Source organism: Kribbella sp. WER1 (assembly GCF_054189145.1).
Genome location: NZ_CM135186.1, coordinates 2,223,046 through 2,235,038, shown reverse-complemented (window position 1 = coordinate 2,235,038; position 11,993 = coordinate 2,223,046). Strand labels below are relative to the sequence as shown.

The 11,993-nt window shown below is 67.8% G+C and carries 14 protein-coding genes; 8 read left to right on the top strand and 6 right to left on the bottom strand.

Going from position 1 to position 11,993, the window contains the following annotated elements; all coding sequences use genetic code 11:
- Positions 1 to 49: 49 nt before the first annotated feature.
- A complete protein-coding gene (locus ACXJJ3_RS10965; RefSeq protein WP_458169865.1) occupies positions 50 to 667 on the bottom strand; it encodes an SRPBCC family protein in 618 nt (205 codons plus the stop codon).
- 81 nt (positions 668 to 748) lie between these two features.
- The gene (locus ACXJJ3_RS10960) at positions 749 to 1,234 is read right to left on the bottom strand and encodes a single-stranded DNA-binding protein (protein ID WP_458169864.1); all 486 of its coding nucleotides are present in this window, start codon (positions 1,232 to 1,234) and stop codon (positions 749 to 751) included.
- A gap of 129 nt (positions 1,235 to 1,363) precedes the next feature.
- Between ACXJJ3_RS10960 and ettA the strand changes: the two genes are divergently transcribed.
- The 5 genes from ettA (at position 1,364) to ACXJJ3_RS10935 (ending at position 5,808) form a co-directional block, all read left to right on the top strand.
- Positions 1,364 to 3,046 carry an energy-dependent translational throttle protein EttA gene (ettA, locus tag ACXJJ3_RS10955; protein WP_458169863.1) on the top strand — a complete coding sequence of 561 codons (1,683 nt, stop codon included), beginning with the start codon at positions 1,364 to 1,366 and terminating at the stop codon, positions 3,044 to 3,046.
- A gap of 98 nt (positions 3,047 to 3,144) precedes the next feature.
- Complete coding sequence (locus ACXJJ3_RS10950; protein ID WP_325037668.1) at positions 3,145 to 3,468, top strand: ArsR/SmtB family transcription factor; 324 nt, start codon at positions 3,145 to 3,147, stop codon at positions 3,466 to 3,468.
- The gene (locus ACXJJ3_RS10945; RefSeq protein ID WP_458169862.1) at positions 3,465 to 3,941 is read left to right on the top strand and encodes an SRPBCC domain-containing protein; all 477 of its coding nucleotides are present in this window, start codon (positions 3,465 to 3,467) and stop codon (positions 3,939 to 3,941) included. Before ACXJJ3_RS10950 ends, ACXJJ3_RS10945 begins: the two co-directional genes overlap by 4 nt.
- Entirely contained in the window at positions 3,938 to 4,558 is a 621-nt protein-coding gene (locus ACXJJ3_RS10940; RefSeq protein WP_458169861.1) for a dihydrofolate reductase family protein, read from the top strand. The genes ACXJJ3_RS10945 and ACXJJ3_RS10940 overlap by 4 nt, the downstream gene beginning before the upstream one ends.
- Before the next feature lie 224 nt (positions 4,559 to 4,782).
- A complete protein-coding gene (locus tag ACXJJ3_RS10935; RefSeq protein WP_458169860.1) occupies positions 4,783 to 5,808 on the top strand; it encodes a M4 family metallopeptidase in 1,026 nt (341 codons plus the stop codon).
- Positions 5,809 to 6,135: 327 nt separating this feature from the next.
- Here ACXJJ3_RS10935 and ACXJJ3_RS10930 read toward each other — a convergent pair whose 3' ends face one another.
- Together ACXJJ3_RS10930 and ACXJJ3_RS10925 are read right to left on the bottom strand one after the other, a co-directional pair.
- Positions 6,136 to 6,999, bottom strand: a complete 864-nt coding sequence (locus ACXJJ3_RS10930; RefSeq protein ID WP_458169859.1) for an aminoglycoside phosphotransferase family protein — start codon at positions 6,997 to 6,999, stop codon at positions 6,136 to 6,138.
- 41 nt (positions 7,000 to 7,040) lie between these two features.
- Positions 7,041 to 7,481, bottom strand: coding sequence for a MarR family winged helix-turn-helix transcriptional regulator (locus ACXJJ3_RS10925; RefSeq protein WP_458169858.1), 441 nt, complete (start codon positions 7,479 to 7,481; stop codon positions 7,041 to 7,043).
- 83 nt (positions 7,482 to 7,564) lie between these two features.
- On the opposite strand from ACXJJ3_RS10925, the gene ACXJJ3_RS10920 reads away from it, so the two are divergent.
- Entirely contained in the window at positions 7,565 to 8,932 is a 1,368-nt protein-coding gene (locus tag ACXJJ3_RS10920; protein ID WP_458169857.1) for an FAD-dependent oxidoreductase, read from the top strand.
- A 7-nt stretch (positions 8,933 to 8,939) separates the two neighbouring features.
- Here the strand turns inward: ACXJJ3_RS10920 and ACXJJ3_RS10915 are convergent, their stop codons facing one another.
- Complete coding sequence (locus ACXJJ3_RS10915) at positions 8,940 to 9,398, bottom strand: MarR family winged helix-turn-helix transcriptional regulator (RefSeq protein WP_458171880.1); 459 nt, start codon at positions 9,396 to 9,398, stop codon at positions 8,940 to 8,942.
- A 153-nt stretch (positions 9,399 to 9,551) separates the two neighbouring features.
- Here ACXJJ3_RS10915 and ACXJJ3_RS10910 point away from each other — a divergent pair, with 153 nt between their 5' ends.
- Positions 9,552 to 10,121, top strand: a complete 570-nt coding sequence (locus ACXJJ3_RS10910) for a YceI family protein (RefSeq protein WP_458169856.1) — start codon at positions 9,552 to 9,554, stop codon at positions 10,119 to 10,121.
- A gap of 43 nt (positions 10,122 to 10,164) precedes the next feature.
- Here ACXJJ3_RS10910 and ACXJJ3_RS10905 read toward each other — a convergent pair whose 3' ends face one another.
- Positions 10,165 to 10,764 carry a TetR family transcriptional regulator gene (locus tag ACXJJ3_RS10905; protein ID WP_458169855.1) on the bottom strand — a complete coding sequence of 200 codons (600 nt, stop codon included), beginning with the start codon at positions 10,762 to 10,764 and terminating at the stop codon, positions 10,165 to 10,167.
- Between the two features lie 74 nt (positions 10,765 to 10,838).
- Between ACXJJ3_RS10905 and ACXJJ3_RS10900 the strand changes: the two genes are divergently transcribed.
- Positions 10,839 to 11,984: an acyl-CoA dehydrogenase family protein gene (locus ACXJJ3_RS10900; protein WP_458169854.1), complete on the top strand. Its 1,146-nt coding sequence runs from the start codon at positions 10,839 to 10,841 to the stop codon at positions 11,982 to 11,984.
- The last annotated feature ends 9 nt before the right edge of the window (positions 11,985 to 11,993 follow it).

Below are 11,993 nucleotides of genomic sequence, written 5' to 3'. Positions count from 1 at the left end.
ACGAGCGCGCGCCACGGACCCCGGACGCGCGCTCGCGGACTGCGGGTGGTTACAGCTCGGTGCCAGGGGCGAACTGTGCCATCGAGACCTTGGCGGCCTCGAGCAGGTCCTTCTCCTCGGTCGTGCCGGAGGCGCGGATCGACTCGATCCAGGCCCGGACGGATTTCTCGTTGAACTGCAGGACTTCCGGCGAGTCCGCCATCTCGACGGGGTTGCTGTCCGCCGGGAGCTCGCCGTCCACGTAGAGGGCGAGGCCGAGCAAGCCGCCGTCCCACCCGGGGCCGACCCAGAGCGCTCCTGCGCCGCCCGGAGCGGGAGCCTCGGCCATCGAATGCTCGAGCTCCAGGTCCGTCGACGAGCCGGAGCCGCGCAGCAGGCGCAGCTCCAGCAGGCTGGTCGGTCCGCCGAAGGTGACCTTGAACCGCTTCGGCGGCTCGCACTCGAGGATCTCGCCGCCGGCGTTCTGCTCGAGCTGGAAGCTGCCGCCGACCCGGAAGTCGCCGCTCACCGGCCAGAACCAGCGGCGCATCCGCTCCGGGTCCGTGAGCGCGTCCCACAGCTCCTCGGGCTCGGCCCGGTAGGTGCGGCGCATCAGCACCGTCACGGTCTCGCCGGTCCGGCTGACCTCGCGCTGGATCGCGTTGATGTGCTCGAGGATGTCGATCACGGGTGATTCCCTCTCCTGGTGGGTCGCTGGGTAGGGCACCAGAATGCCGGGCGGGGCTTATATAAGTCAACGGTGACATAATCAGGCGGCCGCTGGGTGTTCGGCGGAGAGGGGGAGTGGAGTGGCGGTGAACTCGTCGGGTGGGTACGGCGCGGCGGCCACCTCGGGTGTGTGTGAAGCGGATTCGAACGATTCGGAGCGTGGTGCGCTCTTGATGAAGGTCGTGGTGCCGCGGCTGAGGTCGTGGCCGAGTGAGAAGGCTTCGAGGATCACGCGGCTGTGCTGCTCGCCGGAGTCGTCGGTCCACTCGTGCGTGCGGAGGCGGCCGGTGACGATCACCGGCTGGCCGACCTTGATGGACTCGAAGGCGTTGCGGGCAAGGCTTCGCCAGCACTGGACCGTGTACCACGTAGTGGGTTTGTCGACGTAGGAGTTGAGGGTCTTGTCGAACTGGCGTGGTGTGGACCCGAGGCGGAAGGAGGTCTGCGGGGTCTGCCGAATCTCCTTGAAGTCGGGATCGCTGCCGATCCAGCCCAGGACTGTGAGATGAGTGTCGCCGAGGCTCATGGCGTGTGCCTTCCGTTCGTGGATGTCGACGGAGAAGGTGCACCGAACGGGGCTCGGGCCGGCGGGTGAAGTTCGGGGGTGTGGACAACCGGTTGGGAAACGGGGTGGCGGAGCACATAGGCTCTGGGTATGGCGGAATTCATCTACACGCTTCGCAACGTCCGGAAGGCGTACGGCGACAAGGTCGTTCTCGACAACGTCACGCTGAACTTCCTGATCGGGGCGAAGATCGGCGTGGTCGGCCCGAACGGCACCGGCAAGTCCTCGCTGTTCAAGATCATGGCCGGGCTCGAGCACCCGAACAACGGCGAGGCGCGGCTGGCCGACGACTCGACGGTCGGGATCCTGCTGCAGGAGCCGCCGCTGACCGAGGGCAAGACCGTGCTGGAGAACGTCGAGGAAGGGGTCGGCGACACCAAGCAGAAGCTCGACCGCTTCAACGAGATCTCCGCCGAGCTGGCCGACCCGGACGCGGACTACGACACGCTGCTGGCCGAGATGGGTGACCTGCAGACCGAGCTGGACCACCGCAACGCGTGGGACATCGACGCCCAGCTCGAGCAGGCGATGGATGCGCTGCGCTGCCCGCCGCCGGACGCGATCGTCGACAACCTGTCCGGTGGTGAGCGCCGCCGGGTCGCGCTCTGCAAGCTGCTGCTCCAGCAGCCGGACCTGCTGCTGCTCGACGAGCCCACCAACCACCTGGACGCCGAGTCCGTGCTGTGGCTGGAGCAGCACCTGCAGAAGTACCCGGGCGCCGTCATGGCGATCACCCACGACCGGTACTTCCTGGACAACGTCGCCGAGTGGATCCTGGAGCTCGACCGCGGCCGGACGTACGGCTACGAGGGCAACTACTCGAAGTACCTGGAGACCAAGCAGCAGCGGCTGGTGGTCGAGGGGCAGAAGGACGCCAAGCGGCAGAAGATCCTGGAGCGCGAGCTCGAGTGGGTCCGGTCGAACGCGAAGGCCCGGCAGACCAAGAGCAAGGCCCGGCTGGCGCGCTACGAGGAGCTCGCCGCCGAGGCCGAGCGGTCGCGGAAGCTGGACATCGACGAGATCAACATCCCGGCCGGTCCGCGGCTGGGCAGCACCGTGCTCGAGGTCTCGAAGCTGGTCAAGGGCTTCGGCGACCGCAAGCTGATCGACGGGCTGAGCTTCAGCCTGCCGCGGGCCGGCATCGTCGGCATCGTCGGTCCGAACGGCGTCGGCAAGTCGACGCTGTTCCGGATGATCGTCGGCGAGGAGCAGCCCGACGCGGGCTCGCTCAAGCTCGGTGAGACGGTCAAGATCTCGTACGTCGACCAGTCGCGCGGCGGCCTGGACCCGAAGAAGACCGTCTGGGAGCAGGTGTCCGACGGCCTCGACCACATCAAGGTCGCGAACTTCGAGATGCCGAGCCGGGCGTACGTCGCCTCGTTCGGGTTCAAGGGCCCGGACCAGCAGAAGCCGACCGGCGTCCTGTCCGGCGGTGAGCGGAACCGGCTGAACCTGGCGCTGACCCTGAAGATGGGCGGCAACCTGCTGCTCCTCGACGAGCCGACCAACGACCTGGACGTCGAGACCCTGCAGTCCCTGGAGGACGCGCTGCTGGAGTTCCCGGGCTGTGCGGTGGTCGTGTCCCACGACCGGTGGTTCCTGGACCGCGTCGCGACCCACATCCTCGCCTGGGAGGGCACCGCCGAGGACGAGGCCCAGTGGTTCTGGTTCGAGGGCAACTTCGCGTCCTACGAGGCGAACAAGATCGAGCGCCTCGGCCCGGAGGCGGCCCGCCCGCACCGGGTGACGCACCGCCGGCTCACCCGCGACTGACCGAAACGACCCCGTCTCCGAGTACCGGAGGCGGGGTTTTTCGGCGCCGAATACTTAGCCCTTGCGCTAAGTATCGAGACAACGCAATACTTAGCCTCATGGCACAGTATGAGGTCGACGGGGTGTTCGTCGCACTGGCCGACCCGACCCGCCGGAGCGTGATCCGGCGGCTCGGTCGTGGCCCGACGAGCGTGGGTGAACTCGCCGCGGAGTACCCGATCACGCTGCCGTCGTTCATGAAGCACGTCCGGACGCTCGAGTCGAACGGGCTGATCCGCACGGTCAAGACCGGCCGGGTGCGGACCTGCGTGCTGAACCGTGAACGGCTCGCCGTCGTCGACGACTGGCTGGCCGAGCAGCGGCGGATCTGGGAAGAGCGCACCGATCGGTTGGAGCGCTTCGTCACCGAGGAGGACGTGTGAAGTCGGAGTTCGATCCGGAGCTGGATCTGGTTGTGGAGCGGGTGATCCGGGCGCCACGGGAGAAGGTCTGGCGGGCGTGGAGTGATCCGGAACGGTTCGCGCAGTGGTGGGTTCCGGCGCCGGCGATCTGCCGGGTACGCCGTCTCGAGGTGCGCCCAGGTGGCGCGATGGTGACCGAGCTGAGCGACGACGGCACGACGTTCGGGCCGCATCTCGACGCGAGCTTCCTGGTGGTCGACGAGCTCGAGCGGATCGTGTTCACGAATGCGATCGACAGCGCCTGGCGGCCGGCGGCCCCGCAGCCGATCGCGGTCACGGCCGAGGTGCTGCTGGCCGAGCACCCGGAGGGTACGGAGTACCGGATGATCGCGCGGCACGGGGATCCGGCCAGCCGGCGGCTGCACGCGGAGCTCGGGTTCGCGGACGGGTGGGGCACCGTGACCAAGCAGCTCGCGGCGGTGGTCGAGGGATGAGGCTGGTACTGACGGAGTTCGTGACGCTGGATGGGGTGTATCAGGGTCCGGGCTCGCCGACCGAGGACATGAGTGACGGGTTCACCCGGGGCGGTTGGCTGGTGCCGTACATGGACGAGACCTTCGTACGGCGGGCCGCCGAGTGGCTGCGGCTCGCGGACGGGCTGGTGCTCGGCCGGCGGACGTACGAGGCGTTCGCGCGGGACTGGCCGGCGATCACCGATCCGGATGATCCCTTCACCGAGCTGATGAACTCGCTGCCGAAGTACGTCGTCAGTACGACGATCGGCGAGGCCGGTTGGCAGCCGGTGACCGTGCTGAGGTCCTTGGAAGCTGTCGGGCAGCTCAAGGATCGACCTGGATCCGAGTTGCAGGTGCACGGGAGCGGACGACTGGGGCGAGCACTCGCTGCGGCCGGGTTGCTGGACGTGATCCGGCTGGTGGTGGCGCCGACGGTGATCGGCGACGGACGCCGGTTGTTCGAGCAGCCGGGGGAGACCGCGGGGCTGAAGCTCACGAAGCACGAGGCGACCCCGGGCGGGCTGCTCCTGCTCGAGTACGAGGCCGTCGGAAGTGCGCCGATCGGTGAATACGAAGGCGTTACCGCGCTGGTTTGATCAATAAATGCGAATGGCAATTGTTGGTATTTGCAACGAATAGCCCCCGGTCTGGACAACTGTCGTTTCCGGGTATCAACTGGGTGTAACCGTTCCGCCCCGCGGCCGTGGGGTGGTGGGGGGCTATGGCAGGTTTCGGGTGGACGGCCGCGCGTGCGCGCGGTCCGCCGTGTGCGCGGAGTGCCGCAGCTACATCCGCCACTCGGAGTCCAGGAGTATCAATGATGGCAACACCAACATGTTTCTTCGTTCCGCCACACATCACCGACCATATCGCCAGGTCCGCGCAGCGGCAGGGCCGGGAGCAGAACGCCGTCCGCGGCGCCATTGCCGACCAGGCCTTACGGCAACAGCGCAAGAGCGCGACCTACGCGACCCTTCAAACGCTTACTCAGCCCCAGCCGGGCAAGAGTGACATCGCCATCTACGACGACCAGAACCAGTGGAACGTCAACGTCCAACTGGTTCGCGGCCCCGACGACCCGCCGGTCGCGGGCGCGAACGTCAACGCCGCGTACGACGCGCTGGCCGCGACCCGGAAGTTCTACCACGACGTGCTCGGCCGCGAGTCGATCGACAATGCGGGCCTGACCATCGACGGAAACGTCAATTTCGGTGTCCAGTACGACAATGCGTTCTGGGACGGCTCCGAAATGGTGTTCGGGAACGGCGACAACGTCATCTTCAAGGATTTCACGAATGACGTCGACGTCCCCGGTCACGAGCTGACCCACGGCGTCACGCAGTACACCGCCGGCCTCGGGTACACCGACCAGACCGGGGCGCTCAACGAAGCCACGTCGGACATCATGGGCGCGTGCATCGACCAGTACGTCAGCGGCCAGGATGCCGGGACGTTCAACTGGCTGATCGGTGAAGGCGTGATGGCCGACGACCTGTACGGCGAAGCGATCCGGTCGATGGCGCATCCGGGGACGGCGTACGACGATCCGCTGCTCGGCAAGGACCCGCAGCCGGACAGTATGGCGGGCTACGTGCCGAACGGCGACCCGCACGTCAACAGCGGGATTATCAACCGGGTGTTCTACCTGATCGCGACCGACCTCGGCAGCTTCCCTGCGGCCAAGCTCTGGTACGCGACCCTGCAGAACCTGTGGCCGACGGCGGTGTTCGCCGACACGGCCCATGTGGCGAGCGAGATGGCGCGCATCCTGGCGCGTGACGGCGTGGTCGCCCGCCAGGCACCGCAGACCGTCAGGGCAGCCTTCCACGAGGTCGGCATCAGCTGACACGCCATGGGCGGGGCCGGTCCCGGCGGCCGACCCCGTCCGAACCTTCCGCCGGCTCAGGCGGAACGGGCCAGATCCGACCCTGGTCCGGCCCAGCCGACGTCGCAGGTCTCACAGGTCCAGGTGAAATGTTGGTGACGGCGCTGCCGGAGGGGGACATGCTTACCCAACAAGGCTCCGCAGGACCAGCATCTGCTGCTGACCAGAACGTGGCCTTCCGGCACTTGGGCCGGTAGTTGGGCGCTGCCATCCGGGGGCTGGATGGGGCTGCTCATCGATCTGCTCTTTTCATGGAGGGATGCTCCCAGTGTGCGCCCCGCACCAGGGTCAAGCGTTTGCGAGCACGTCGTCGATCACCCGACGGCTGGCGGGTGTCTCGTAGGTGATGAGGGCCTTCCAGAGTGCCCAGCCGCGGGCGCGCGCCCACATCTCGTCGTCCTGGGCGACGGCTTCGCGGAAGGTGGCGCGGGAGGAGCCGGAGAAGAACGTGTACGCGATCACCAGGTCGCACGCGGGGTCGCCGACGCCCGACGTACCGAAGTCGATGACCGCGGAGAGCCGGCCGTCGCGGACGAGGAGGTTGCCGCTGGCGATGTCGCCGTGGAACCACACCGGCGGCCCGTCCCACGGCGCCGCGAGTGCCGCGTCCCAGATCTCGCGGCAGCGGTCCGTGTCGATGCGGCCCTTCAGTACGGCGAGGGCGTCGACCGTCTCGTCGTGGTAGTGCTCCAGCGACGCGCCCCGGTAGAAGCTGTGCGCTCCGGCGAGCGGGCCGCCGGTCGCGTCGACGTTCTGCAGCGCGAGGACGAAGTCGGCGACCGAACGGGCGAACTCGTCGTGGTCGTCCACGGTCGTCACCGTCTCGCCCGAGATCCAGCGCCGGATCGCCCACGGGTGTGGATAGCCGAACCCGGGTTCGCCGAGAGCCACGGGCTCGGGGATCTCGACCGGCAGTTCCGGGGCCAGCCGCGGGAGCCAGGTGTGTTCCTTCGCGACGGCGGCGACGTACGCCGCGGCCGTCGGCAGGCGGGCGGTGAGCTCGGGGCCCAGCCGGTACGTGCGGTTGTCCCAGCCGTCGACCGCGACCGGTGTCACCGGTAGGTCGGCCCATTGCGGGAACTGATGGGCGATGAGTCGCCGTACCAGCGCCGCATCGATGCCGGCGCGGCCGTCCTGATGAGGTTCGGTCACGTGCAGCAGGGTCCCGGACGGCGGTGCCGTCCTCAAACGGTTTAGTCCCTGGCTTCAGCGACCGAGTCGTTGAGGAACGCCGAGATCGTTTCGAGCTCCTCGACGGTACGGGTCGCGAGGACGCCGGCCAGCCGGTTGCCCTGGTCCGCGTACAGCGGGGCGAGCCGCTCGTTGATCGCCTCCAGCGACGGTGTGACGACGACCTTGCGGCGGTCGGCCGGATCCGGCCGGCGGCTGACGAAGCCGTGCGCCTCGAGCCGGTCGATGACGCCGGTGACCGTGCCGGAGGTGAGGCCGGTGTGTTCGGTGAGCTGGCGCGGGGTCAGCGGTCCGTACGTCTGCAGCAGCGTCATGAACTGCGAGTCGCTGGCGCCGAGCCCGACCTTGGCCGAGATCGCGTGGTTGAACAGCACGACCTGGGCGATCAGCCGGACCATTCGCTGCTGGATCTCGCCGGTCAGCTCGTCACGGGTACTTGTCATGGTCCGCCTCAGCATAGGGCTTGCATTTCTCTCGGATCTCCAAGATACTCGGAATACCAAGATACTCGAAGGGACGAGAGAACATGAAGGTGCTGGTAATCGGCGGCGGAACCGGCGGGCTCGCGCTGGCGCACGGTCTGCTCCGCGCCGGGGTCGAGGTGGCGGTGTTCGAGCGCGACGCCCTGCGCACCGACGGACTGCACGGCTACCGGGTCGGGATCGACCCGGACGGCAGTCGCGCGCTGCACTCACTGCTGCCGCCCGAGCTGTACGACACGTTCGTCGCCACGAAGGCGCGCGACCCGAAGTACTTCAACATGCTCACCGAGGGCTTCAAGGAGGTCCTGTCGATGGAGGTCCCGCCGTCGACGGACCCGGTCGAGAGCGAGAAGTCGATCAGCCGGATGACGCTCCGCCAGGTGCTGCTGACCGGCCTGGAGGACGTCGTCGAGTTCGGCAAGGAGTTCCAGCGCTTCGAGCAGTACGACGACCACGTGACGGCGTACTTCGCCGACGGTACCGAGGCGACCGGGGACCTGCTGGTGGCCGCCGACGGCTCCGGCTCCCGGGTACGCCGGCAGTACCTGCCGCAGGCGCAGACCGAGGAGACCGGGATCGTCGCGATCGCGGGGAAGCTGCCGATCACCGACGAGAGCGCCGAGCTGCTGTCGCCGAAGGTGTTCGAGGGCATCTCGATGATCAACGCCCCTCGCGGGCTGTTCTGCATCATCCACGTGATGGAGTTCCAGTGGGACCGCGACGGCCGGGTGAAGCACGGGATCGGCGGCAACACGGAGGAACTGATCCGGCAATGGCCCGGGCTGCAGTTCGACAACACCCGCGACTACATCAACTGGGGCCTGTCGGCGACCCGGGACAAGCTGCCCGCGAACATCATGGACCTCAAGGGCGACGAGCTGATCAAGGTCGCGCTCGACCTGACGCCCGACTGGCACCCGAACCTACGCCGCCTGTTCGAGCTCACCGATCGGGGCACGTGCTTCCCGGTGAACATCTGGACCTCGGTCCCGCTGGAGCCCTGGGAGAGTACGAACGTCACGCTGATCGGTGACGCGATTCATACGATGACCCCGGGCCGCGGCGTCGGCGCGAACACCGCGCTGCGGGACGCCGTGAACCTCTGTCGTGCGCTGATCGACGTCCGGGACGGCCGCCGGGAGCTGGTCGCGGCGGTCCGCGACTACGAGACGAAGATGATCGAGTACGGTTTCGACGCCGTGATCAAGTCGCGCGCCCAGATGACGGCGGACGACCCGGTGCACAAGCCGGTGATCGGGCGGCTGGCGCTGGCCGGCATGCGGACGGCGATGCGCACGGTCAACCACGTGCCGCCGCTGAAACGGCGGATGCGGGACGCGATGCTGGCCTACCGGGGTGCCGACCGGGACGAGGCCGTGCTGGAGATCAGCCCGGCCCCGACCGGCAGGTGAGCAGCTGTCAGCGCTGGCCGATGTGCTCGGAGACGGCGTCGAAGACCCGCCCGACCGCGGCGAAGTCGTCGGGGCTGGCGAGGTCGACGAGGTTCTCCCGGACGCCGTCCACGTGGTACGGCGCGGCCTGCTCGAGCAGGGCGAAGCCGGCGTCGGTGAGCTCGGCCCAGACGCCGCGCTTGTCGCTCGTGCACGACGTCCGGCGGACGAGTTCGGCGGCCTCGAGGCGGCCGACGGTGTGGGTCAGGCGCGACCGGCTCTGGTGCAGCCGGTCGGCCAGGTCGGCCATCCGGAGACGCCGGTCGGGCGCCTCGGAGAGCCGGACGAGGATCTCGTAGTCGTTGATCCCCAGGCCGAACTGACGAAGGTCGTCATCGAGCTTCGCCATCAGGCGTGCGGTCCCCAGCAGGTAGGCCCGCCACGCCACCTGCTGCTCGGCGTCGAGCCACCGAGTCCCCCTGTCCATCTCAGTCTCCATCGTCACCAGATCAGTGTACCGGGAATGTGGTTGACATTTAAACTGTTATTGCCTACCGTCGTAGTCATCGGTTGAAGCTTTAACTATTGAACCAGGCTGCGTCGCCCCCGACCAGTGGCACCACCTTCCCGAGAGGACCTCATGAGCGACACCACCACCGGCACCCTGACCAGCACCATCCCCGGCCTGGCCGCCGGTACCTACGCCATCGACGCCGCGCACACCGAGATCGGCTTCACCGTCCGGCACCTGATGACCAAGGTCCGCGGCACGTTCGAGGACTTCAGCGGCGAGATCGTCGTCAAGGACACCATCGAGGACTCCGTGACGAACGTCTCCGTGGAGCTGGCTTCCGTGCACACCCGCAACGAGCAGCGCGACGGGCACCTGCGCTCCGGCGACTTCTTCGACGCCGAGAAGAGCCCGAAGATGACCTTCGTCAGCACCGCCGTCAAGGCGGAGGGTGACGACTACGTGCTCGCCGGCGACCTGACCATCAAGGACGTCACCAAGCCGATCGAGCTCGCGTTCGAGTTCCTCGGTGTCGACCAGAACGCGTACGGCCAGACCATCATCGGTTTCGAGGCCTCCGCGTCGATCAGCCGCAAGGAGTGGGGCATCGACTTCAACGTCCCGCTGGAGGGCGGCAAGCTGCTGATCGGCGACAAGGTGGACATCCACCTCGACGTCCAGGCCGCGCTGCAGGCCTGAGCTTCCCGGCGAAAACCCCGCACCCAGGTGGTGCGGGGTTTTGCTATGCCTGGACCATCCGGTGCGCGAGGTCGGCGTACAGCTTGCCGAGGGCGGCCGGGTCGCCGCGGTGCGGGGTGTACCAGCGGGCGACGTCGATCGACAGGGACAGTACGGCGAGCGTCGTACCAGGGAGGTCCGTGACGGCGAACGAGCCGTCCGTGACCCCGTCGGCGAGGACCCGCTCGATCTGGGTGGAGATGGCGCGGCGGATCGTCGCGACCTCGGCCAGGTGCTCGGGGGACAGGGCGGCCAGCTCGTACTGGACCACGCGGGCGATCGTGTGGTGCTCCGCGTGCCAGGCGGTGAAGGCGGCCACCAAGGAGTGCAGCCGGTCGGCAGGCGCCGGGTCGGTGTCCGCGGAACGCAGTACCTCGAGGGCTGCCTTGTGGCCGTAGAGGCTGATCTCGAAGAGCAGGCGTTCCTTGGACGGGTAGTGCATGTAGAGCGCGGCGGGGCTCATGCCCGCGCGGGAGGCGATGTCGCGGGTCGTGGTCGCCTGGTATCCGCGCTCGGCGAACGCGTCGACGGCGCCGGTCAGTAGCCGGCGGGCTGCGGCGGGCTGGACGTGCTCCCAGACCAGGGGGTCGGTGACTGCGGACACGTTGACACCTTGCACCAAACGCGTGAAGCTAAGCAAGCGCTTAGCAAACCATCTCACACCTTGGGGAGGCCCGGATGGAGCGCGTCATCTTCAACGAGGACCACCACGCTTTCCGTGCCAGCGCGAAGGAGTACTGCGACCGCTCGCTGGTGCCGCGGATGGAGCAGTTCCTCGACGAGAAGACGATCGACCGCGCCGTCTGGCTGGAAGCCGGCAAGCAGGGCTTCCTCGGGCTGGACGTGCCGGAGGAGTACGGCGGTTCGAGTGTCGGCGACTACCGGTTCAACGCGGTGTTCGCGGAGGAGGTGTCGAAGGTCTCCGCGTCGCTGTCGAGCTGTTTCGGCATCCACTACGACTGCGCCGCGCCGTACTTCGTGGACCTCGGCACCGAGGAGCAGAAGCAGCGCTGGCTGCCGAAGTTCTGCTCCGGCGAGTACGTCGCCGCGATCGGGATGACCGAGCCGTCCGGCGGGTCGGACCTGGCCGCGCTGAAGACGTCGGCGAAGAAGACCGACGGCGGCTGGGTGCTGAACGGGTCGAAGACGTTCATCACGAACGGCGACATGGCCGACCTGGTGATCGTCGCCGCCCGCACCGACCCGTCCAAGGGCGCGAAGGGCATCACGCTGTTCGTGGTCGAGGAGGGGATGGCCGGGTTCGCCCGCGGCCGCAAGCTGGACAAGGTCGGCCAGACCGAGTCCGGTACCTCGGAGCTGTTCTTCGAGGACGTCTTCGTTGCCGATGACAACGTCCTGGGCGAGGTGGACCGGGGCTTCATCCACATGATGGAGCGGCTCGCGCAGGAGCGGATCGGCGCCGCGGTGTCGAACATCGCGCACGCCACCCAGATCCTGGCCGAGACGGTCGAGTACGTGAAGCAGCGCAAGGCGTTCGGCCAGCCGGTCGGCTCGTTCCAGTACAACAAGTTCCTGATCGCCGAGCTGGTCACCAAGGCCGAGGTGACCCAGGCGTACGTCGACAACGCGATCGTCGCGCACGACGAGGACCGGCTGTCCGCGGTGGACGCGGCGAAGACCAAGTGGTGGAGCGCGCACGTGCAGAACGAGATCCTGGACGCGTGCGTCCAGCTGCACGGCGGCTACGGCTACATGAACGAGTACCGGGTGGCCCGCGCCTGGCGCGACGCCCGGGTGACGAAGATCTGGGCCGGCTCGAACGAGATCATGAAGGAACTCATCGGCCGCGACCTGGGCCTCTGAAAGGGAACG